A 20,841-nucleotide genomic window follows, 5' to 3' on the forward strand; every position below is an offset into this window, starting at 1 on the left:
AATAACTGCCAGCGGGCCCGAGAGATTACAGATTCCGCAGCGCGGCGACTACTGCGTCGCCCATTTCTTGCGTTCCGACTTTGGTGCAACCCTGCGACCAGATGTCGCCGGTGCGCAGGCCTTGGTCCAGCACCAGGCTTACAGCCTTCTCGATGGCGTCCGCCGCATCGGACAGGTTGAAGCTGTAACGCAACATCATAGAGACCGACAAAATCGTCGCCAGCGGGTTGGCGATGCCCTGGCCCGCGATGTCCGGCGCCGAACCGTGGCAAGGCTCGTACATGCCCTTGTTGTTGGTATCCAGCGACGCCGACGGCAGCATGCCGATGGAACCGGTGAGCATGGAGGCCTGGTCGGACAGGATGTCGCCGAACAGGTTGTCGGTGACGATCACGTCGAACTGCTTCGGCGCGCGCACCAGTTGCATGGCGGCGTTGTCGACGTACATGTGGCTCAGCTCGACGTCCGGGTAGTCCTTGGCGACTTCTTCAACGATTTCGCGCCACAGCTGGCTGGAAGCCAGGACGTTGGCCTTGTCGACCGAGCAAACCTTTTTGCCGCGCACGCGAGCCATGTCGAAACCGACACGGGCGATACGGCGGATTTCGCTCTCGCTGTACGGCAGGGTGTCGTAGGCCTGGCGTTCGCCATTTTCCAACTCACGCACGCCGCGTGGCGAGCCGAAGTAGATACCGCCGGTCAGCTCACGCACGATCAGGATATCCAGGCCCGCCACTACTTCCGGCTTGAGGCTCGACGCATCGGCCAGTTGCGGGTAGAGGATCGCGGGGCGCAGGTTGCCGAACAGGCCCAGTTGCGCGCGGATTTTCAGCAGGCCGCGCTCAGGGCGGATATCACGTTCGATCTTGTCCCACTTCGGGCCACCCACGGCGCCGAGCAGTACGGCGTCGGCGGCGCGGGCGCGGTCCAAGGTTTCGTCGGCCAGGGGCACGCCGTGCTTGTCGATGGCTGCGCCGCCGATCACGTCGTGGCTCAGCTCGAAACCCAGGCTGTACTTGCTGTTGGCGAGTTCCAGCACCTTGACCGCTTCGGCCATGATTTCCGGACCAATACCGTCGCCAGGGAGAATCAGAATCTGCTTGCTCATGCGTTCCTCATTTCATCAAGCAACCCGCCCGTGGGCAGGTCGGGAAAAATCAATCAGCGTTCAGCGAAGACCACCAGCACGTCGGTGCTGAAGGTGCCGTCGGCTTGAATCTCATAGTAATCGCGTACTTCCTGGCCCATCGCCTGCTGCAACTGCAGGATCGCGACGCGCAAGGCTTGGGGCGTGCGCATGCGTTCGACCCAGGAGGTGTATTCCAGGCGCAGGCGCTGGCGACTGCTGTTGCGTACATGCAAACCGGCTTCGCTGAGCTGGCGCATCCACTCGGCGGCGGAGTAATCGCGCACGTGGCTGGTGTCGCGCAGCACTTCGACGGTTTGCAGGTAAGTGTCCAACAGCGGGCTGCCCGGTGACAAGACGTCGACAAACGCCGCCACACCGCCCGGCTTGAGCACGCGGCGCACTTCGCGCAGGGCCAGGCCAAGATCGCTCCAGTGGTGAGCCGAGTAGCGGCTGAACACGAAGTCAAACTCGCCATCGGCAAATGGCAGGCGTTCGGCGGCGCCCTGTACGGTGCTGATGTTGGTGAAGCCGCGATCTTGCGCAGCGCCAGCCACTACATCGAGCATCTGCTGGGACAGGTCATAGGCCACCACGTCTTTAACCAACGGCGCCACGTGGAAGCTGACATGCCCGGCGCCGCAGCCCAGATCCAGTAGCCGTGCACCGCCCTGCCCGGCCAGCTCGGCCTGCAGCAGCGCGAACTCGGTGCCTTGGGCGTGCACGGCACTGCTCAGGTAGGCCGCAGCCTGTTCGCCGAATTGTTTTTGCACGACTTGGGTATGGGCGGTGGTGGTCATGGTGGCTTTCCTTGGGTGGTGTGTTGTTAACACTGGCCATATCGGGGGCAAGCCCCCTCCCACCTTTGACTGCATTCACAGATCAAAATGTGGGAGGGGCGGTGCGACGATTCGACTTGCTCCCGATGGCGGCAGTCCTGCCTACAGCAAATCAGGCGTCGCGAAACAACCAAGGCTGGCTAGCCCGGTGTTTGGCTTCAAACGCGGCAATCGCCTCGCCGTCCTGCAAGGTCAGGCCAATATCATCCAGGCCGTTGATCAGGCAGTGTTTGCGGAAGGCGTCCACTTCAAAGTGATACACCTTGCCATCCGGACGGGTCACGGTTTGCGCGGCCAGGTCGACGGTCAATTGGTAGCCCACATCGGCTTCCACCTGCTTGAACAGTTCGTCGACTTCTGCGTCGGTCAAGATGATCGGCAACAGGCCGTTCTTGAAGCTGTTATTGAAGAAAATGTCGGCGTAGCTCGGCGCGATGATGCTGCGAAAGCCATATTCTTCCAGGGCCCACGGCGCGTGTTCACGGCTGGAGCCGCAACCGAAGTTTTCCCGGGCCAGCAATACACTGGCACCCTGGTAACGCTCGGCGTTGAGCACAAAGTCCTTGTTCAACGGGCGCTTGGAGTTGTCCTGGTAGGCGTAGCCCACATCCAGGTAGCGCCATTCGTCGAACAGGTTAGGGCCGAAACCGGTGCGCTTGATCGACTTCAAGAACTGCTTGGGGATGATCTGGTCGGTGTCCACGTTGGCACGGTCCAACGGCGCGACAAGACCTGTGTGTTGGGTAAAAGCTCTCATCGGGTATTCCTCAGATCAATTCGCGAACGTCGATGAAACGACCGTTGACGGCAGCCGCGGCGGCCATGGCCGGGCTGACCAGGTGGGTACGCCCGCCGGCGCCCTGACGCCCTTCGAAGTTACGGTTGGAGGTGGACGCGCAATGCTCGCCCGACTCCAGCCGGTCCGGGTTCATCGCCAGGCACATCGAACAGCCCGGCTCGCGCCACTCAAAACCGGCTTCCAGGAAGATTTTGTCCAGGCCTTCGGCTTCGGCTTGCGCTTTGACCAGGCCCGAGCCCGGCACCACGATGGCTTGCTTGATGGTCGAGGCGACCTTGCGGCCCTTGGCGATCACCGCCGCAGCGCGCAGGTCTTCGATCCGCGAGTTGGTGCAGGAGCCGATGAATACGCGGTCCAACTGGATGTCGGTGATCGCCTGGTTGGCTTTCAACCCCATGTATTTCAAGGCGCGCTCGATGGAACCGCGCTTGACCAGGTCGGCCTCTTTGGCCGGGTCCGGCACGTTCTGGTCAACGGCCAAGACCATTTCCGGCGAAGTGCCCCAGCTGACTTGCGGCTTGATCTGCGCGGCGTCGAGCTCAACCACGGTGTCGAACACCGCGTCGGCGTCCGACACCAGGTCTTTCCAGGCTTCGACCGCGGCGTCCCAATCGGCGCCGCTTGGCGCGAACGGACGACCTTTGACGTATTCAACGGTCTTCTCATCCGCCGCCACCATGCCCACACGGGCACCGGCTTCGATGGACATGTTGCAAATGGTCATGCGGCCTTCGATGGACAGGTCGCGGATCGCACTGCCGGCGAATTCAATGGCGTGGCCATTACCGCCGGCGGTGCCAATCTTGCCGATCACGGCGAGCACGATGTCCTTGGCGGTGACGCCGAACGGCAAGGTGCCTTCGACACGCACCAGCATGTTCTTCATCTTTTTGGCGACCAGGCACTGGGTGGCGAACACATGCTCCACCTCGGACGTACCGATGCCATGGGCCAAGGCGCCAAAGGCCCCGTGGGTGGAGGTGTGCGAGTCGCCGCAAACCACGGTCATGCCCGGCAACGTGGCGCCCTGCTCCGGGCCGATGACGTGGACGATGCCTTGACGCACGTCATTCATCTTGAATTCGGTGATGCCATATTCGTCGCAGTAGTCATCCAGGGTCTGTACCTGCAGACGCGATACCTGGTCGGCAATCGCTTCGATGCCGCCCTTGCGCTCCGGGGTGGTCGGTACGTTGTGGTCCGGGGTGGCGATGATCGAGTCGACACGCCAAGGCTTGCGCCCTGCCAGTCGCAGGCCTTCGAACGCTTGGGGCGAGGTCACTTCATGGATGATGTGACGGTCGATGTAGATCAGCGACGACCCATCATCGCGCCGTTTCACTTCATGGGAATCCCAAAGCTTGTCGTAAAGCGTTTTGCCGGCCATCAGTCGGTCCTCATCAGCGGTATTTCATGCGCCGGGCTTTTCAATAACCCTTTGGCTTGTGAGGCTGATGGTATGGCGCTACATTAAATAACTCAAATTCATATTTTTTATGCTTTGGATTACCAACTGGAATAGCACCATGGACCTGGCCAACCTGAATGCCTTTATTGCCATCGCCGAGACCGGCAGCTTCTCCGGCGCGGGCGAACGCCTGCACCTGACCCAACCGGCCATCAGCAAGCGCATCGCCGGCCTGGAGCAACAACTGAAGGTGCGCCTGTTCGATCGTTTGGGCCGTGAAGTGGGTTTGACCGAAGCCGGGCGGGCCCTGCTGCCGCGCGCTTATCAGATTCTGAATGTGCTGGACGACACCCGCCGCGCCCTTACCAACCTCACCGGTGAAGTCAGTGGCCGCCTGACTTTGGCCACCAGTCACCATATCGGCCTGCACCGCCTGCCACCCGTGCTGCGCACCTTTACCCGGGAATACCCGAACGTGGCGCTGGATATTCAGTTTCTCGATTCGGAAGTGGCCTACGAAGAAATCCTCCACGGCCGCGCCGAAGTGGCCGTCATCACCCTGGCGCCCGAACCGCACAACCTGGTGCGCGCCACGCCGGTATGGGACGACCCCCTGGACTTTGTAGTCGCGCCGGAGCACAGCCTGATCAGCAACGGCGCTATCAGCCTGGCCGATATTGCCGGCCATCCGGCGGTTTTCCCTGGCGGCAACACCTTTACCCATCATATTGTCAGCCGGTTGTTCGAAGCCCAGGGCCTGACGCCGAATATCGCAATGAGCACTAACTACCTGGAAACGATCAAGATGATGGTGTCGATCGGCCTGGCCTGGAGCGTTTTACCGCGCACCATGCTCGATGATCAGGTGGCAAGTATCGCTTTGCCGGGCATACAGCTCAGTCGCCAGCTAGGCTATATCGTGCACACCGAAAGGACGCTGTCGAACGCTGCGCGGGCTTTTATGAGCCTGTTGGATGCACAGGTGGATTTGCCAGGGATACCGGCATGACGCCGTGCGGCCTCAGGTTCTGAGTAGAACCGCGCTGTTTGCCCATCGGATCAAGGCCCTTTGATAATGCGCAACCCCGTCGATTCCCTGCCACCCCTGCCGCGCATCTACGCCCTGGACCCCCAAGAGGCGGAGCAAAGCTGGGAGAGTGCCCCGCAACTGCTGGCCGCCCTCAACGCTGCCCGGCTGGGCGCATGGTGCTGGGAAATCGACACCGGCAGGATCAACTGGTCGCGGGGCACCCAGGCACTGTTTGGTTTTGACCCGCGCCAACCACTGCCCAATGACCTCGATTACCTTGACCTGCTGGCCGCCGAAGATCGCGCGCGGGTGATACGGGCTTTTCATGCGGTATTGGCGGGCGAGCCGTTCGAGCAGGCCATGCACCACCGCATCCAATGGCCGGACGGCAGCTTTCACTGGCTGGAAATCAATGGCAGTTTGCTGCCGGACAAAAGCGGTCGGCGCCGTATGATCGGCGTGATCCGTGAGATCACCCATCAGCGCGAACGGGAAAGCGCCCTCAGCCACTCCGAAAAACGCTTCGCCACGCTGTTTCACCTGTGCCCGAACATGGTGCTGCTCACGCGCCAGTCAGACGGCCTGATCAGCGAAGCCAACCAATATTTCGAGATGCTCTTCGGCTGGCCCGTCGCCGATGTGATCGGCCGCACCACCCTCGACCTGGGCCTGTGGCGCCATCCCGAGCAGCGCGCGCAGTTGGTCAAGTCCACTCAGCGCAAGGGCGAGCCGATCACCATGGAGGTGCAGTTTTGCGCCAGCAACGGACAGATCCACGACGGCACCCTTAGCGCGCAAAAGGTCGAGCTGGACGGCGAGGCCTATCTGATCAGCACCTTCCTCGACACCACCGAACGCAAAAATGCCGAGCAGGCGCTCAAGGACAGCCAGGAGCGCCTTGACCTGGCCCTGGACTCCGCGCAACTGGGCACCTGGGACTGGCACATCCCCAGCGGCATGCTCTACGGCTCGGCGCGCGCCGCCCAGCTACACGGCTTGCCGCCCGAGCCGTTCCATGAATCCTTCGACGCCTTTTTCGAGGGCATGCCCAATGAAGAGCGCGAGAGCATGCGCAATGCCTACCGCACCCTGCGTGAAGGCCCGGCCGGCAATTATCAACTGACCTACCGCGTCCCCATGGAAGACGGCACCTCGCGCTACCTGGAAAGCCGCGCCCGCTTGTACCGTGATGCGAAACGTGCGCCGTTGCGCATGGCCGGCACCTTGCTGGACATCACCGACCAGGTGGAACGCGAACAACGCTTGATCGCCTCCGAAGAAAAATTCGCCAGCCTGTTCCAGGCCAGCCCCGACCCCATCTGCGTCACGCGCCTTGAAACCGGGACCTTTATCGAGATCAACCCGGCTTTTACCCAAACCTTCGGCTGGACCGCCGCCGAGGTGCTCGACCAGCGCGCAGACCAAATAGGCTTGTGGGACGACTCCAGCAAGCGCCTGGAGCGTATCGAGCGCGTCATTCGCGAACAGGCATTGAGCAACGTGGCCGTGGTGGTGCGCCACAAAAGCGGCCAGAGCCTGACCTGTGTGATTTCCAGCCGCTTGATCAAGGTCGGCGACCAACCCTGCATCGTCACCACCTTGCGCGATATCACCCAGCAACAACGCTCGGAGGCGGCGCTCAAGGCCAGCGAAGAGAAATTCGCCAAGGCTTTCCACTCCAGCCCCGACGCAATTTCCATCACCGAACGCGATACCGGCCGTTATGTGGAGGTCAACGACGGCTTCTGCCGCCTGACCGGCTACCGCGCCGAAGAGGCGATTGGCCTGACGCTGTACCAGATCGGTATCTGGGCCGATGAGAACCAGCGTTCGGCGCTATTGGCCGAGCTGAAGATCAAAGGCCGTATTCATCACATGGAGATGCTCTGGCACAACAAACGTGGCGAACTGCTGGCGGTGGAAGTCTCGGTGGAGCCCATCAGCCTGAATGAAACCGCGTGCCTGTTGCTGACCGCGCGAGACGTGAGCCTGTTGAAAAACGCCCAGGCGCAGATCCGGCACCTGGCCTATCACGACCCGCTGACCAACCTGCCCAACCGCGCATTGCTGATGGACCGCCTGAGCCAGCAGATCGCCTTGCTCAAGCGCCATAATTTACGCGGAGCCCTGCTGTTTCTCGACCTCGACCACTTCAAGCACATCAACGATTCCCTCGGCCATCCGGTGGGCGACACGGTGCTGAAAATCGTCACCGCGCGCCTCGAAGCCAGCGTACGCATGGAAGACACCGTGGCACGCCTGGGCGGCGATGAGTTTGTGGTGCTGCTCAGCGGCCTGGACGGCTCACGCGTGGAAGTCACCCATCAAGTGCAGGACCTGGCCAATACCCTGCGCGAACTGCTTTCGGAGCCGATGTTCCTCGATGGCCATCGCTTGCAGGTCACGCCGAGCATCGGTGTGGCATTGATTCCCGATCATGGCTCCACCCCGGCCGACCTGCTCAAACGCGCTGACATCGCCCTTTATCGTGCCAAGGACTCCGGGCGCAACACCACGCAGATGTTCCACAACAGCATGCAAAAGACCGCCAGCGAGCGCTTGCGCATGGAAACCGACCTGCGCCTGGCCCTGTCGCGCGGCGAATTCACTGTGCATTACCAGCCTCAGGTAGACGCGCGCGGCAACAAAATCGTCGGCGCGGAGGCGTTGGTGCGCTGGCAGCACCCGCAGTTGGGTGCGCAGTCGCCGTCCGACTTTATCAAGGTGCTGGAAGACAGCGGCCTGATCCTCGAAGTGGGCACCTGGATCCTCGATGAAGCCTGCGCCGCCTTTGAGCAGTTGATTGCGCAAGGCCTGGTGGACCCACTCAATTTCAGCCTCTGCGTGAATATCAGCCCCCGGCAGTTTCGCCAGAATGACTTCGTCGAACAGGTGGAGCACAGCCTCAAGCAGCACTCACTGCCCTGCAGCCTGCTGAAATTGGAAATCACCGAAGGCATCGTGATCCAGAACCTCGACGACACGATCAGCAAAATGCGCCGCCTGAAAAAGCTCGGAGTGAGCTTTGCGATGGATGACTTCGGCACCGGCTACTCATCGCTGACCTACCTCAAGCGCCTGCCGGTGGATGCGTTGAAGATCGACCAGTCGTTTGTACGCGATGCGACTCACGACCCGAACGACGCCGAGATCATCCGAGCCATTGTGGCCATGGCCCGCAGTCTGAACCTGGAAGTGATCGCCGAGGGCGTGGAAACCTTGGAACAATTGGCGTTTCTGCAAAAGCTGGGGTGCCATTTGTTCCAAGGGTATTTACACAGCCGACCATTGCCTATCGAGGGCTTCAGGCGGTTATTGGAGTAGCGCTCAAATAAGGGCCACCGCTTGCCCTCGGGTGGGAGAGCTGCCGCGTCGCCCCCAGAGTTCTTCGCGACCGTTGATCACCGCTACCGAGTGCCCGGCGCGATTGCACATGCCCAATTGCCCGGCCGCCAGTTCGCGCACGGAGACTCTTTTCATGTGCTTGCGCAACCCCAGCCGCAGGAACCCCTCGCCCGGCCCGGTCTCGTCTTCGCCGTTGTTCAAACTACGAACCGCCGCCTGATAACTGCTGCTGGCCGTACGGTCGTTATTCTCCATCTGGGCACGCTTGGCGCTGGCGGCAAACAGAAACCGCGCATCCTTGAGCATTTCCTGATCTGAACCGGTGAATTTCGCCGCCCGCGCACCTTCGGCCAATTCACGCTCCGTTAAATTGAGCCGAAAATCATCGCGCATGACGATATGGTACAAGTCGCCGGTCTTGCGCACTTCCTTGAAGATGTCCGTGGGGCTTTGACCGAATCGATACATCGCCGCTTTGATGGCCGAGACCGTCACACAGTTACCATCCGGGCCCTGGCGAAACCCACTCCAGATATTGTTCGGCTTTGCGCCATTGCGCTTATTCGACAAGGCCGGAAGATTCACGTCGGAAGTGGGCAGGGGTGCCACCTGCGCGGGTAACACTTTGGGGGTGATTTTGGCTGGCGACGGGGTTATAACCGACACTCTTGTATCGGGGATTATCCTGTTCTGCTTCCCGCCCAGCACGTTCATTAACCGGGTGAAAAAAGAAGCAAACAGAGAGGTCAATGTCTTGAACGATCCTGATGCTCGCCTTACACCGAATTTACTTTGCGAGAGGGCGCGTGGCCGAGCATAAAAGCGAGAAGACCGCCCTTCACCGGCAGGCATAATTTTTGGCGCTACTTCATCAATCGCACGCACGGGCTCAACGGCGACCAACCGACCCACCCTTACCATCTGCTGCATACTTTTAATTGAACAGCACGACATAAATCCCTCCATAAGCACGCACTTCTCCACACCTTTTAAACCGGGAGAAATGCATGCACTTAATTAACCACACTTAAAAGCCGGGGCTAACCTCAGCGTTATAAAGTTCGGCGCGAATTGAATCGCCAGTGCCTTGGACTGAATCGTTTATCAGTCGGGGGCGGGCTGGTCAGATCCGAGTCAGTCTCATCCGGGCTCGGATTGACAGCAGGTGCAGGCGTTGGGGTCACGCTTGGCAATTTGCCCAGGTCGGGTTGTACCGGCGGCTCATTGACATCCGGCTTTATTCGTAAATCGACCGGTTCCTGGCGTGCATCAGGCATTACGGTTCTGGCGGGAAACATATCGCGGATTATTTTGAATACCAGTTCCAGCATATCGAACAACCTCGCAAAGACCGATGCGTCGCGCATTACCTCACTGCGCGGAGCCCAGCTATTATCCTGCCGCAAAGGCGCGCAATGGACGTTGTTATGCGAAGCCGTGGATGCCGGATGCGCGGCTGTTTTCATGAGGGGGACGGCGGTTTGATCATTGGATGATGTATCAAGTTGGACGACAGGGCGATTACCAATCGATAAAGACATGAGCACGTTCCTTTGTTCGGTGTCATCTGGCGCGACAGCGGGCCAGAAAAAAGTTGATCGACTGAAAACAACAGCGTTGCTTTGCAGACGATACTTACGTGGACTGTGACGCTATCGAGTTCCAGAAAATGACACTTCATATAAGGAAATCAAAAAATCTCTCGACTTTTTTATCATGCCCCGCTTTAAACACCACGCGCCAAGCGACTTGGATGGCACTTCAATCGACACACATAATAATAAACCGTCGAGTATGCAATTCACCGATATACATTCGCACACCACACCACTTCAGATTGTGATATTCCGCGCAGCGCGAGCCCGCTCATGCCAGCCAAGTCATTCTTTGCGCACCGATGCAATACAACAAATACGCTTACACACCGATCCATTATGAAACTTAAAACATATGAACTTTTCAGCTGTTTTCCAAAAGCCGCCAATACCCTGCGATGGGAGCGGATTCCCGGTGAGAGGCGCCCAGAAACGCAAAATGCTCCGCATCTTTCGATACGGAGCATTCATTTGTTACACCCAAAGCGCTACCGATAACTCACCGCAGCCCTCTCACGTCACTCAAGCGTTACCGCATGCCTCAGAGGCCGCGGCATGCTCCATCCCGAGCAAGCGGCTGACCCGCTCCAAGTCGACTTCCCGACGCATAGCGGTAAACAGCTCCACCGCTTCAGGGTAATTGCGCGTCAGCATCGCCAGCCACTGCTTCAAACGACCAGGCGCTTGTTTTTCGGTGAGTTGCGCTACCGACTGGCGCCAGAACGACTGGAGCATCGGCTGCATCTGCGCCCACGTCATCTCGATCACCTCTTCGCCTGCGCGTGCAGCGGCGATCTGCCGAGCCAGGTCCGGACGGGCCACCAGGCCGCGCCCGAGCATGATGTCTTCGGCGCCGCTGACCTCGCGGCAACGCCTCCAGTCTTCGACGCTCCAGATATCGCCATTGGCGAACACCGGCACCTTGACGACGTCCTGCACCCTCGGGATCCATTCCCAATGGGCCGGTGGCTTGTAGCCGTCGGTCTTGGTGCGCGCATGGACCACAATGTGCGCCGCGCCGCCTTCAGCCAAGGCCGTGGCGCACACCAGCGCGCCGTCCGGGCTGTCGAAGCCCAGGCGCATCTTGGCGGTCACTGGGATATGCGCCGGGACCGCGCGGCGTACGTGCTCGACGATCTGGTTGAGCAACTCCGGCTCCTTGAGCAACACCGCGCCGCCGCGCGACTTGTTCACGGTCTTGGCCGGGCAGCCGAAGTTCAGGTCGATCACTTGCGAACCCAGCTCACAGGCCAACGCGGCGTTTTCCGCCAGGCACACCGGGTCGGAGCCGAGCAATTGCACGCGCAAAGGCACGCCTGCGGCGGTATGGGCACCGCACAGCAACTCAGGAGCAAGTTTGTGGAAATAGGCGGGGGTGAGCAGGCGGTCGTTGACGCGAATGAATTCGGTCACGCACCAATCAATACCGCCCACGCGGGTCAACACGTCCCGCAGGATGTTGTCGACCAACCCCTCCATGGGCGCCAAAGCAATTTGCATGGAAAACACTCAACAAAAATCGTGGCGCAGTTTACTGGGTTTCCCGCAACAAACGTTAACCCCCGGTCAGGGCGGGGCCATACCCGTCGAGAAACTCGGAGGGCATGCGCTTGGGCTTGCCGCTGGACAGTTCGATGCAGACAAACGTGGTGTGTGCCCGCAGCAGGGTCGTGCCATCGCACGGGCGCATCAGTTGGAAGCGGCGGGTCATTTTCAGGCGCTGATCCCAATCGACGATCCAGGTGGCCAGTTGCAGTTCGTCGCCTTCATAGCCCGCCGCCAGGTAGTCGATCTCATGGCGCACCACGGCCATGGCGCGATCCAGGCGGCGATACTCGGTGAGGTCCAGCCCCAGCCGCTGGGAGTGGCGCCAGGCGCAACGCTCCAGCCAGGAAACGTACACCGCATTGTTGGCGTGCCCCAGGCCGTCAATGTCTTCAGCCGCTACCTGCAGATCAATGATAAACGGCGTTGCCAAATCCCAGCCCATGCCTTGCTCCCGGTCGATTAATGTCGGCGGCAGCAGTGTATCAGGCGCTCTGGCGCTGCTGTAGTCGACCGTCAGCCAGCAGCGCCAGCACGGCGTCGATCACCCGGGGGTCGGCCAGCACTTTCTGGTGACCGCCCTGCTCCAGGCGTAGCAGGCGGCTGTCGAACCAGGCATCGTGAATGGCTTGAGAGGCCCGGACCGGCACAAAGGTGTCGTCTTCGGCATGTACGATCAGGCCGGGGATGTTCATCTGATAGTGGGCCACGTCCAAGTGCTTGAGCGGCATGCCGAACGTGTGCTCCACCTCCTGGATAAACGCCGAACGCGCCCGCGGCGGCAAGCCAACCATGCGGGTGAAGCCGCGCAGCACATCCAGAAAGCGTGACGGCGCCGCAATACTGGCCAACACCTCGGTACGCAAACCGAGCTGCACCGCCAGCATCGCACTGGCACCGCCCATGGAATGGCCAATGACCGCATGCAGCGGTGGCAACTCGGCCGCCGCATCCAGCATGGCGCGGGCAAACAGCAGCACATGGGCTTCACGCCCCGGCGAACGACCGTGGGCGGGGCCGTCCAGGGCGATCACTGAATAGCCCGTGTCGACCAGCGCCGTGATCAGGCTGGCAAATTGCGTGGGGCGCCCTTCCCAGCCATGCATCAGCAACACCGTCGGCCCTTGCCCCCAACGCAGGGCCGACAAGCCAAAACGCAAGGTGATGCGCTCTGACTGGGCCAACAGCGGCAATTCCCAGTCACGCGGCGGCAGATCGCGCGGGGTCATGAAGGTGCGGCGCATCCGGTTGGCAACCATGTGCGGCGCCAGGCGGCCAACGGTGCCGTTGAAACTGCGAACCCAGGTCAATGCGCCCATGCTGCAAACCCTCTTCAGCGCACCGCCGACTTGGCCGCGCGTATCACCCGGTCCGACAACTCGCCCGGCCCCAGCGCCCGCGCCAGGGTCAGGCCACCCACCATCAAGGCCATGTCTGCCAAGGCCTTGTCGGTGTCTTCGGGGCTGCCCGCCAATTGTGCGGCCATTAACTCGACATGCTCGCTCAAGACCTCGCGAAAAGCCTCCGGCAAACGTCCCATCTCGCCAACCGTGGCCGGCAAGGGGCACGCCTGGGAGGTGGAGTCACGATGCTTGCGCGACAGGTAAAACGCCGCCACCAATGCACGGCGCTCTTCGCCGGTGATCTGTTCGTCCATGTCGTCGATGGAGGCGCGGCGCTGCGCCAGCAACTGGCTGAACGCCTCCAGCATCAGCGCGTCCTTGCTTTCGAAGTGCGCATAGAAGCCACCGACGGTCAGCCCCGCCGCCCCCATCACTTCGCCGACGCTCGGCTCGGCCGGGCCACGCTGGATCAACGCGGCGCTGGCGGCTTGAAGAATGCGTTCGCGGGTTTGTGCTTTTTTATCGCTCATCAAAGCCTCCGACTCTCATGGGGTGGATATTATTACCATAATAATATTAAGCAAGCGAACGCCATGACCACTGGTCAGAACACAGGAAAGGAGTCGAGAGGAAAATTGGCTAAACGCCAGACAAACAAAAGGGCCATTCAATAATTGAATGACCCTTAAAAATCCCGCAGAGCGGGTAATCGTGGCGTCCCCTAGGGGACTCGAACCCCTGTTACCGCCGTGAAAGGGCGGTGTCCTAGGCCACTAGACGAAGGGGACACAAACCTTCTATACAACGGATCAGGGCTGAGACCTGATCGATTCAAGGACGGTGTGGCCAGACCTTGAACCTGTAAATTGGTGGAGCTAAACGGGATCGAACCGTTGACCTCTTGCATGCCATGCAAGCGCTCTCCCAGCTGAGCTATAGCCCCGGATTTTTCGTCTCGCGACGCAGCAGACCTTTCGAACTGCTTGTTGAAACTGGCGTCCCCTAGGGGACTCGAACCCCTGTTACCGCCGTGAAAGGGCGGTGTCCTAGGCCACTAGACGAAGGGGACAAAACCTTCTGTACAACCGATCAGTGCTGAGTACTGATCAATTCAAGGACGGTGTGGCCAGACCTTGAACCTGTAAATTGGTGGAGCTAAACGGGATCGAACCGTTGACCTCTTGCATGCCATGCAAGCGCTCTCCCAGCTGAGCTATAGCCCCTCATCGGTGAGGACGGGGCGAATCTTAATGGCGGTTTGGAAGTGTGTCAAATTTATTTTCAACAATTTCCAAAGTTTTTTGCCGGGATAACAATCACTTACCGGCGAAACCCCGGAAAACCGGGGTTTCGCCGTTGCAACAGCCTGCTTAAGCGATAGCGCCCAGCAGCTTTTCCCACTCTTTGTTTTCTTTCTTCGACACACCACCAAGCAAATCAAGGGCTTGGCGCAGACGGAAACGCGTGAGGTCCGGGCCGAGGATTTCCATCGCATCGAGCACCGACACCGAACTGGCCTGCCCGGTGATCGCGGCAAACATCAGCGGCATGGCGTCGCGCAATTTCAGCTCCAGGGATTCCACCACCGCCTGGATCGTCGCGGTGATCGCGTCCTTCTCCCACTGGCGCAGGCTTTCGAGCTTCCACAGGATCAACTGCATCAACTGACGAACCTGATCGCCCGAGAGTTTCTTGGACTCGAATAACGTGGCATCCGGGTTCACGCCGCCAGCAAAGAAGAAACCGGCCAAGGGTGCAACCTGGCTGAACGTCTCCACCCTGCCCTGCACCAGCGGCGCGATTTTCATCATGTACTCAGGGTTCAACGCCCACTGCTGCACACGGCTGGCGAACTCTTGCACCGGCAAGTCACGCAGCCACTGGCCGTTGAGCCACGACAATTTCTCGATATCGAAGATCGGCCCGCCGAGGGACACGCGGGACAGGTCGAAATTGTCGACCATTTCCTGCAGCGAGAACTTCTCACGCTCGTCCGGCATCGACCAGCCCATGCGGCCCAGGTAGTTGAGCATGGCCTCAGGCATGAAGCCCATACGCTCGTAGAAGGTCACCGAGGTCGGGTTCTTGCGCTTGGACAGCTTGCTCTTGTCCGGGTTACGCAGCAACGGCATGTAGCACAACTGCGGCTGTTCCCAGCCGAAATATTCGTAGAGCAGGATCAGCTTAGGTGCCGAGGGCAGCCATTCTTCGCCGCGCAGTACGTGAGTGATGCCCATCAGGTGGTCGTCGACGACGTTGGCCAGGAAGTACGTCGGCAGGCCGTCGGTCTTCATCAGCACTTGCATGTCCATGCGGTCCCACGGGATCTCGACGTCGCCGCGCAGCATGTCCGGCACCACGCACACACCTTCGCTCGGCACCTTCATACGGATCACATGGGGCTCGCCGGCGGCCAGGCGGCGCGCCACTTCTTCCTTCGACAACAGCAGCGCACGGCCATCGTAGCGCGGGGTTTCGCCACGGGCCTGTTGCTCGGCGCGCATCTGATCGAGTTCTTCGGCGGTGCAGAAGCACGGGAACGCATGGCCCATGTCTACCAGTTGCTGGGTGTATTGCTTGTAGATATCGCTGCGCTCGCTCTGGCGATACGGGCCATGCGGGCCGCCGACGTCCGGGCCTTCGGCCCAGGTGATGCCCAACCAGCGCAGGGCATCGAAGATCTGCTGTTCCGACTCGCGGGTGGAACGCAGTTGATCGGTGTCTTCGATCCGCAGGATGAACTCACCGCCGTGCTGCTTGGCAAAGCAGTAGTTGAACAAGGCGATGTAGGCAGTACCGACGTGGGGATCCCCAGTAGGCGATGGCGCGATGCGCGTGCGGACGGTGGTCATGGCGGGTCTCGAATGGGCAATAAAACTGAAAATTGAAACAAGAGGCGAATGGTAACAGCCTGGGGGATTTCTGGAAAACCGAGGCGCGGCCATCGGGGGCAAGCCCCCAGTCAAATGTGGGAGGGGGCTTGCCCCCGATGAGGCCAGTGGCATCACCGCCAATCAAACAGCCAGCAAGCGCTCGCGCAACTTGCCAATCTCATCGCGCGTCTGCGCCGCCGCTTCGAACTCCAGGTCCCGCGCCAACTGGTACATCTTCTCTTCCAGTTGACGAATGCGCTTGGTGATCTCACTCGGCGAGCGCAGTTCGTTCTCGTACTTGGCGCTTTCCTCGGCGGCCTTGGCCATGCCCTTGCGCTTCTTGCTGCGCGAGCCGGGCACGGTGGCGCCTTCCATGATGTCGGCGACGTCTTTGAACACACCCTTGGGGGTGATGCCGTTTTCCAGGTTGAACGCGATCTGCTTGTCGCGACGCCGCTGGGTCTCGCCGATCGCCCGCTCCATGGAGCCGGTAATGCGGTCCGCATAAAGAATCGCGCGACCATTGAGGTTACGCGCGGCGCGGCCGATGGTCTGGATCAGCGAGCGCTCGGAGCGCAGGAAGCCCTCCTTGTCGGCATCCAGGATCGCCACCAGCGACACCTCCGGCATGTCCAGGCCCTCACGCAGCAGGTTGATCCCCACCAGCACATCAAAAGTGCCCAGGCGCAGGTCGCGGATGATCTCCACGCGCTCCACCGTATCGATGTCCGAGTGCAGGTAGCGCACACGCACGCCGTGGTCGGCCAGGTAATCGGTCAAGTCTTCGGACATGCGCTTGGTCAGCGTGGTGACCAGCACACGTTCTTCCAGGGCCACGCGCTTGTTGATTTCCGAGAGCAGATCGTCGACCTGCGTCAGCGCCGGGCGGATCTCGATCTCAGGGTCCACCAGGCCGGTGGGGCGCACCAGTTGCTCGATCACGCGGCCGGCATGTTCGGCCTCGTAGTTGCCGGGCGTTGCCGAAACAAAGATGGTCTGCGGGCTGATGGCTTCCCATTCGTCGAAGCGCATCGGCCGGTTATCCAGCGCCGACGGCAGGCGGAAGCCGTACTCCACCAAGGTTTCCTTGCGCGAGCGGTCGCCCTTATACATCGCCCCCACTTGCGGCACGCTGACGTGGGATTCGTCGATCACCAGCAATGCGTCGTCCGGCAGGTAGTCATAGAGCGTCGGCGGCGGCGCCCCCGAATCGCGACCCGAGAGGTAACGCGAGTAGTTTTCGATGCCGTTGCAGTAGCCCAGCTCAAGGATCATCTCCAGGTCAAAGCGGGTGCGCTGTTCCAGGCGCTGAGCCTCCACCAGCTTGTTGTTGGCGCGCAGGTACTCCAGGCGCTCGGCCAATTCAACCTTGATACCCTCGATAGCGCCCATCAGGGTTTCACGCGGCGTCACATAGTGGCTTTTCGGGTAGAAGGTAAAGCGCGGCAACTTGCGGATCACCTCGCCGGTCAACGGGTCGAAGGCCGAGAGGCTCTCGACTTCATCGTCGAACAGTTCAATGCGGATCGCTTCCAGGTCGGATTCGGCCGGGTAGATGTCGATCACATCACCGCGCACGCGGAACGTGGCGCGGGCAAAATCCATGTCGTTGCGGGTGTATTGCAGGCTGGTCAGACGGCGCAGCAATTCGCGCTGGTCGAGTTTGTCGCCGCGATCGACGTGCAGCACCATCTTCAAATAGGTTTCCGGGCTGCCCAGGCCGTAGATGCACGACACCGTGGTGACGATGATCGCGTCCTTGCGCTCCAGCAGCGCCTTGGTCGCCGACAGGCGCATCTGCTCGATATGGTCGTTGATCGACGCATCCTTCTCGATAAAGGTATCGGAGGACGGCACATAGGCTTCGGGCTGGTAGTAGTCGTAATAGGAGACGAAGTACTCCACCGCGTTGTTCGGGAAGAACGCCTTGAACTCGCCGTACAACTGCGCGGCGAGGGTCTTGTTCGGCGCCAGCACCAGCGTCGGGCGGTTGATCTGCGCGATCACATTGGCAATGCTGAAGGTCTTGCCTGAACCGGTCACCCCCAGCAACGTCTGGTGCGCCAGGCCGGCCTCGATGCCCTCGACCATCTGACGAATGGCTTCCGGCTGATCGCCGGCGGGTTCAAAACGGGTGACGAGTTGGAAATCCGACATAACGTACCTCGTGAAGTCACCCCGGACTGTAGACCCGTCGGGGACGAAATAGACCACGACCCGCGAAGTTTCAGAGCGGGCAGTAGGAAAAAACCATGATAGCTGTAGAAGTGGAGACGAATGTGACGGGTTTCAAGGCAATCGCCCTACCCCGCGATCCTGGCGCAATGTTGCAATAAGACTGACGGTCAGCAAATAAACCGAAAAACTTGGCCGAAAAGCCATTTCGGTTGTCGCTCTCAGCCGTGATGGCCTCTATACTAGCTCCCCGTTTGTGCACCGCTCTAGTGCATTCGGCTGGAGCGCGACACGTCCCTCCCTTCCCCCATAGAGCTGCCGCAAAAATGAGCCTGTTCTCCGCTGTCGAAATGGCACCACGCGATCCTATCCTGGGCCTCAACGAAGCATTCAACGCCGATACACGAACCACCAAGGTCAACCTTGGCGTCGGCGTTTATTGCGACGAGGAGGGGAAGATTCCACTCTTGCGTGCCGTTGCCGAAGCGGAAGCCATTCGCGTGGCCCAACACGCCGCCCGTGGCTACTTGCCGATCGACGGCATCGCCGCGTACGACAAGGCGGTGCAAACCCTGCTGTTCGGCGGCGAGTCGCCATTGCTGCAAGCCGGCCGCGTGGTCACCGTGCAAGCTGTCGGCGGTACCGGCGCGCTGAAGCTCGGCGCGGACTTCCTCAAGCAACTGCTGCCTGACGCGGTCGTTGCCATCAGCGACCCAAGCTGGGAAAACCACCGCGCGCTGTTCGAAACCGCCGGCTTCCCGGTGCAGAACTACCGCTACTACGACGCAGCCTCCCACGATGTGAACCGTGCCGGCCTGCTCGAAGACCTCAACGCCCTGCCACCTAAGTCCATCGTGGTGCTGCATGCCTGCTGCCACAACCCGACCGGCGTCGACCTGAGCCCGGCCGACTGGCAAAACGTGCTGGACGTGGTCAAGGCCAAGGACCTCGTACCGTTCCTTGACATGGCCTACCAGGGCTTTGGTGATGGCATCCACGAAGACGCTGCTGCCGTGCGCCTGTTCGCGGAATCGGGCCTGACCTTCTTCGTCTCCAGCTCGTTCTCCAAATCGTTCTCGCTGTATGGCGAGCGTGTGGGCGCGCTGTCGATCGTCGGCGAGTCCAAGGAAGAAAGCGCGCGCATCCTGTCCCAGGTCAAGCGTGTGATCCGCACCAACTATTCCAACCCGCCGACCCATGGCGCAGCGATTGTGGCCGCGGTGCTCAACAACCCCGAGCTGCGCGCCCAGTGGGAAGCCGAACTGGCCGAGATGCGCCTGCGCATCCGTGGCATGCGCGAGCAGATGGTCGCCGCACTGGCCAAGGCCGCTCCAGGCCACGACTTCAGCTTCGTCGGCCGCCAGCGTGGGATGTTCTCCTACTCCGGCCTGACCGTTGAGCAAGTCACCCGCTTGCGCAGCGAGTTTGGCATCTATGCGCTGGACACCGGGCGTATCTGTGTGGCGGCGTTGAACCAGTCGAACATTGCCGCGGTCACACAGGCAATCGTTCAGGTTCTATAACCCTGACGGCGCTATACGAAGGGAAGCCGCGGCTTCCCTTTTTTAATGCCTGTCGGAAAACACCCTGCTCCCCTAGACTGCCCCTGATCGCCCCTTTGCTGTGAGAGCCCTATGAGAAACGACGACCTGGACCTGCGCGCCGACCGCGACGAACTGCACGACTACACCCCACGCGCCCCGCAAGCCAAACGCCAGAAAAGCCTGGTGCTGCAAGTGGCCCTGGGGGTGTTTCTCGGCGGATTGGCCTTATGGCTGGTGCAACTGGGCGCGACGGCAATCATGGCGAAGCTGGCCATGGGCTCCTTCCAGTTCGGCGGCTGATACACAACAAGATGTGGGAGATGGCTTGCCTACTCCCGCCTTCGATTCACGCCGCTACCAGCCCGCGCTCCTCCAATAACTTCACAAAGCTGTTCAAACTCTGCGACACCGTGCCGCGCCGCCAGATCAACCAGGTATTCAACAGGCGAAAGCTGTCGGCCAACGGCCATACACTCACCGCAGCCGACCCCGGCATGCTTTCCAACATACTGCGCGGCATCAGTGCCAAGCCGGCACCGGCGCTGACGCACGCGAGCATGCCGTGGTACGACTCGATCTCGAAGATCTTGCCCGGCACCGCGCCGTCCTGCGCAAACCAGCGCTCGAAGTGGTGTCGGTAAGAGCAGTTGGAACGGAACGTGTAAATGTTCTCGCCGTTGACCTCCCTGCCCCGCGTGATCGGCGCATGATGCAGCGGCGCAATCACCACCATCTCTTCCTCGAACACCGCCACGCCCTCCAGCGTCGAGTGCAGCACCGGGCCGTCGACAAACGCCGCCGTCAACCGCCCCGACAACACGCCTTCGATCATCGTGCCCGAAGGCCCCGTGCTCAGGTCCAACTCGACCTTGGTGTGTTTCTGGTTATATGCCGCCAGCAACGCCGGAATACGCACCGCCGCCGTGCTCTCCAGCGAACCCAAGGCAAACGCGCCCTGGGGCTCCTCCCCCGCCACCGTGGCGCGGGCCTCTTGTACCAGGTCGAGAATACGCCGCACATAGCCGAGGAAATTCCACCCGGCCGGCGACAGGCGCAAACGGCTCTTTTCACGGATAAACAACTCCACGCCCAGGTCCTGCTCCAATTGCTTGATGCGCGTGGTGAGGTTCGACGGCACCCGATGAATCAACTGCGCGGCGGCGCTGATGCTGCCTTGCTCGGCAACCGCCTTGAAAATTTCCAGCTGCACCAGATCCAA

Annotated in this window: 17 protein-coding genes and 4 tRNA genes; 4 read left to right on the top strand and 17 right to left on the bottom strand. The window is 60.7% G+C overall.

Features of this window, described 5'->3' with window-relative positions:
* Positions 1 to 25: 25 nt before the first annotated feature.
* The 4 genes from leuB to leuC form a co-directional block, all read right to left on the bottom strand.
* Positions 26 to 1,108, bottom strand: coding sequence for a 3-isopropylmalate dehydrogenase (leuB, locus tag KSS96_RS19300; RefSeq protein ID WP_017530190.1), 1,083 nt, complete (start codon positions 1,106 to 1,108; stop codon positions 26 to 28).
* Between the two features lie 53 nt (positions 1,109 to 1,161).
* Positions 1,162 to 1,926 carry a class I SAM-dependent methyltransferase gene (locus tag KSS96_RS19305; RefSeq protein ID WP_017530191.1) on the bottom strand — a complete coding sequence of 255 codons (765 nt, stop codon included), beginning with the start codon at positions 1,924 to 1,926 and terminating at the stop codon, positions 1,162 to 1,164.
* 151 nt (positions 1,927 to 2,077) lie between these two features.
* Positions 2,078 to 2,722 (bottom strand): 3-isopropylmalate dehydratase small subunit, encoded by a 645-nt coding sequence (gene leuD, locus KSS96_RS19310; RefSeq protein WP_017530192.1) that lies wholly within the window; start codon positions 2,720 to 2,722, stop codon positions 2,078 to 2,080.
* A gap of 10 nt (positions 2,723 to 2,732) precedes the next feature.
* Positions 2,733 to 4,151 carry a 3-isopropylmalate dehydratase large subunit gene (gene leuC / locus KSS96_RS19315; RefSeq protein WP_017530193.1) on the bottom strand — a complete coding sequence of 473 codons (1,419 nt, stop codon included), beginning with the start codon at positions 4,149 to 4,151 and terminating at the stop codon, positions 2,733 to 2,735.
* 139 nt (positions 4,152 to 4,290) lie between these two features.
* Between leuC and KSS96_RS19320 the strand changes: the two genes are divergently transcribed.
* The gene (locus tag KSS96_RS19320) at positions 4,291 to 5,181 is read left to right on the top strand and encodes a LysR family transcriptional regulator (protein ID WP_017530194.1); all 891 of its coding nucleotides are present in this window, start codon (positions 4,291 to 4,293) and stop codon (positions 5,179 to 5,181) included.
* A gap of 66 nt (positions 5,182 to 5,247) precedes the next feature.
* Positions 5,248 to 8,526, top strand: coding sequence for an EAL domain-containing protein (locus tag KSS96_RS19325; protein ID WP_065877653.1), 3,279 nt, complete (start codon positions 5,248 to 5,250; stop codon positions 8,524 to 8,526).
* 3 nt (positions 8,527 to 8,529) lie between these two features.
* Here the strand turns inward: KSS96_RS19325 and KSS96_RS19330 are convergent, their stop codons facing one another.
* The 12 genes from KSS96_RS19330 to uvrB all read right to left on the bottom strand — a co-directional run bounded on the left by KSS96_RS19330 (position 8,530) and on the right by uvrB (position 18,060).
* Positions 8,530 to 9,156 (bottom strand): hypothetical protein, encoded by a 627-nt coding sequence (locus tag KSS96_RS19330; RefSeq protein WP_324256291.1) that lies wholly within the window; start codon positions 9,154 to 9,156, stop codon positions 8,530 to 8,532.
* Positions 9,157 to 9,599: 443 nt separating this feature from the next.
* Complete coding sequence (locus KSS96_RS19335) at positions 9,600 to 10,088, bottom strand: hypothetical protein (protein ID WP_137219793.1); 489 nt, start codon at positions 10,086 to 10,088, stop codon at positions 9,600 to 9,602.
* Between the two features lie 576 nt (positions 10,089 to 10,664).
* Positions 10,665 to 11,642 carry a tRNA dihydrouridine synthase gene (locus tag KSS96_RS19340; RefSeq protein WP_017530679.1) on the bottom strand — a complete coding sequence of 326 codons (978 nt, stop codon included), beginning with the start codon at positions 11,640 to 11,642 and terminating at the stop codon, positions 10,665 to 10,667.
* 55 nt (positions 11,643 to 11,697) lie between these two features.
* Positions 11,698 to 12,132: an acyl-CoA thioesterase gene (locus KSS96_RS19345; RefSeq protein WP_017530680.1), complete on the bottom strand. Its 435-nt coding sequence runs from the start codon at positions 12,130 to 12,132 to the stop codon at positions 11,698 to 11,700.
* Positions 12,133 to 12,172: 40 nt separating this feature from the next.
* Positions 12,173 to 13,006, bottom strand: coding sequence for an alpha/beta hydrolase (locus KSS96_RS19350; RefSeq protein WP_135196132.1), 834 nt, complete (start codon positions 13,004 to 13,006; stop codon positions 12,173 to 12,175).
* Positions 13,007 to 13,020: 14 nt separating this feature from the next.
* Entirely contained in the window at positions 13,021 to 13,560 is a 540-nt protein-coding gene (locus KSS96_RS19355) for a TetR/AcrR family transcriptional regulator (protein ID WP_017530682.1), read from the bottom strand.
* Between the two features lie 182 nt (positions 13,561 to 13,742).
* Positions 13,743 to 13,818, bottom strand: a tRNA-Glu gene (locus KSS96_RS19360).
* 79 nt (positions 13,819 to 13,897) lie between these two features.
* A tRNA-Ala gene (locus KSS96_RS19365) sits at positions 13,898 to 13,973 on the bottom strand.
* Between the two features lie 50 nt (positions 13,974 to 14,023).
* Positions 14,024 to 14,099: transfer RNA gene (locus KSS96_RS19370), tRNA-Glu, on the bottom strand.
* Between the two features lie 78 nt (positions 14,100 to 14,177).
* A tRNA-Ala gene (locus KSS96_RS19375) sits at positions 14,178 to 14,253 on the bottom strand.
* 147 nt (positions 14,254 to 14,400) lie between these two features.
* Entirely contained in the window at positions 14,401 to 15,882 is a 1,482-nt protein-coding gene (gene gltX, locus KSS96_RS19380; protein WP_017527824.1) for a glutamate--tRNA ligase, read from the bottom strand.
* Between the two features lie 162 nt (positions 15,883 to 16,044).
* Complete coding sequence (gene uvrB / locus KSS96_RS19385; RefSeq protein ID WP_017527823.1) at positions 16,045 to 18,060, bottom strand: excinuclease ABC subunit UvrB; 2,016 nt, start codon at positions 18,058 to 18,060, stop codon at positions 16,045 to 16,047.
* Between the two features lie 344 nt (positions 18,061 to 18,404).
* On the opposite strand from uvrB, the gene KSS96_RS19390 reads away from it, so the two are divergent.
* Positions 18,405 to 19,601, top strand: a complete 1,197-nt coding sequence (locus KSS96_RS19390) for an amino acid aminotransferase (protein ID WP_068935554.1) — start codon at positions 18,405 to 18,407, stop codon at positions 19,599 to 19,601.
* 111 nt (positions 19,602 to 19,712) lie between these two features.
* On the top strand, positions 19,713 to 19,922 hold the full coding sequence (locus tag KSS96_RS19395; protein WP_017527821.1) for a hypothetical protein: 210 nt from the start codon (positions 19,713 to 19,715) through the stop codon (positions 19,920 to 19,922).
* A 46-nt stretch (positions 19,923 to 19,968) separates the two neighbouring features.
* Here KSS96_RS19395 and ptrR read toward each other — a convergent pair whose 3' ends face one another.
* Positions 19,969 to 20,841 (bottom strand): putrescine utilization regulator PtrR, encoded by an 873-nt coding sequence (ptrR, locus tag KSS96_RS19400; RefSeq protein ID WP_017527820.1) that lies wholly within the window; start codon positions 20,839 to 20,841, stop codon positions 19,969 to 19,971.

The organism is Pseudomonas asgharzadehiana, assembly GCF_019139815.1.
Taxonomy (GTDB): domain Bacteria; phylum Pseudomonadota; class Gammaproteobacteria; order Pseudomonadales; family Pseudomonadaceae; genus Aquipseudomonas; species Aquipseudomonas asgharzadehiana.

Bases quoted from the DNA above. Each gene is read 5' to 3' on its own strand.
- leuB (WP_017530190.1), bottom strand. From the start codon at position 1,108: ATGAGCAAGCAGATTCTGATTCTCCCTGGCGACGGTATTGGTCCGGAA.
- KSS96_RS19305 (WP_017530191.1), bottom strand. From the start codon at position 1,926: ATGACCACCACCGCCCATACCCAAGTCGTGCAAAAACAATTCGGCGAA.
- leuD (WP_017530192.1), bottom strand. From the start codon at position 2,722: ATGAGAGCTTTTACCCAACACACAGGTCTTGTCGCGCCGTTGGACCGT.
- leuC (WP_017530193.1), bottom strand. From the start codon at position 4,151: ATGGCCGGCAAAACGCTTTACGACAAGCTTTGGGATTCCCATGAAGTG.
- KSS96_RS19320 (WP_017530194.1), top strand. From the start codon at position 4,291: ATGGACCTGGCCAACCTGAATGCCTTTATTGCCATCGCCGAGACCGGC.
- KSS96_RS19325 (WP_065877653.1), top strand. From the start codon at position 5,248: ATGCGCAACCCCGTCGATTCCCTGCCACCCCTGCCGCGCATCTACGCC.
- KSS96_RS19335 (WP_137219793.1), bottom strand. From the start codon at position 10,088: ATGTCTTTATCGATTGGTAATCGCCCTGTCGTCCAACTTGATACATCA.
- KSS96_RS19340 (WP_017530679.1), bottom strand. From the start codon at position 11,642: ATGCAAATTGCTTTGGCGCCCATGGAGGGGTTGGTCGACAACATCCTG.
- KSS96_RS19345 (WP_017530680.1), bottom strand. From the start codon at position 12,132: ATGGGCTGGGATTTGGCAACGCCGTTTATCATTGATCTGCAGGTAGCG.
- KSS96_RS19350 (WP_135196132.1), bottom strand. From the start codon at position 13,006: ATGGGCGCATTGACCTGGGTTCGCAGTTTCAACGGCACCGTTGGCCGC.
- KSS96_RS19355 (WP_017530682.1), bottom strand. From the start codon at position 13,560: ATGAGCGATAAAAAAGCACAAACCCGCGAACGCATTCTTCAAGCCGCC.
- gltX (WP_017527824.1), bottom strand. From the start codon at position 15,882: ATGACCACCGTCCGCACGCGCATCGCGCCATCGCCTACTGGGGATCCC.
- uvrB (WP_017527823.1), bottom strand. From the start codon at position 18,060: ATGTCGGATTTCCAACTCGTCACCCGTTTTGAACCCGCCGGCGATCAG.
- KSS96_RS19390 (WP_068935554.1), top strand. From the start codon at position 18,405: ATGAGCCTGTTCTCCGCTGTCGAAATGGCACCACGCGATCCTATCCTG.
- KSS96_RS19395 (WP_017527821.1), top strand. From the start codon at position 19,713: ATGAGAAACGACGACCTGGACCTGCGCGCCGACCGCGACGAACTGCAC.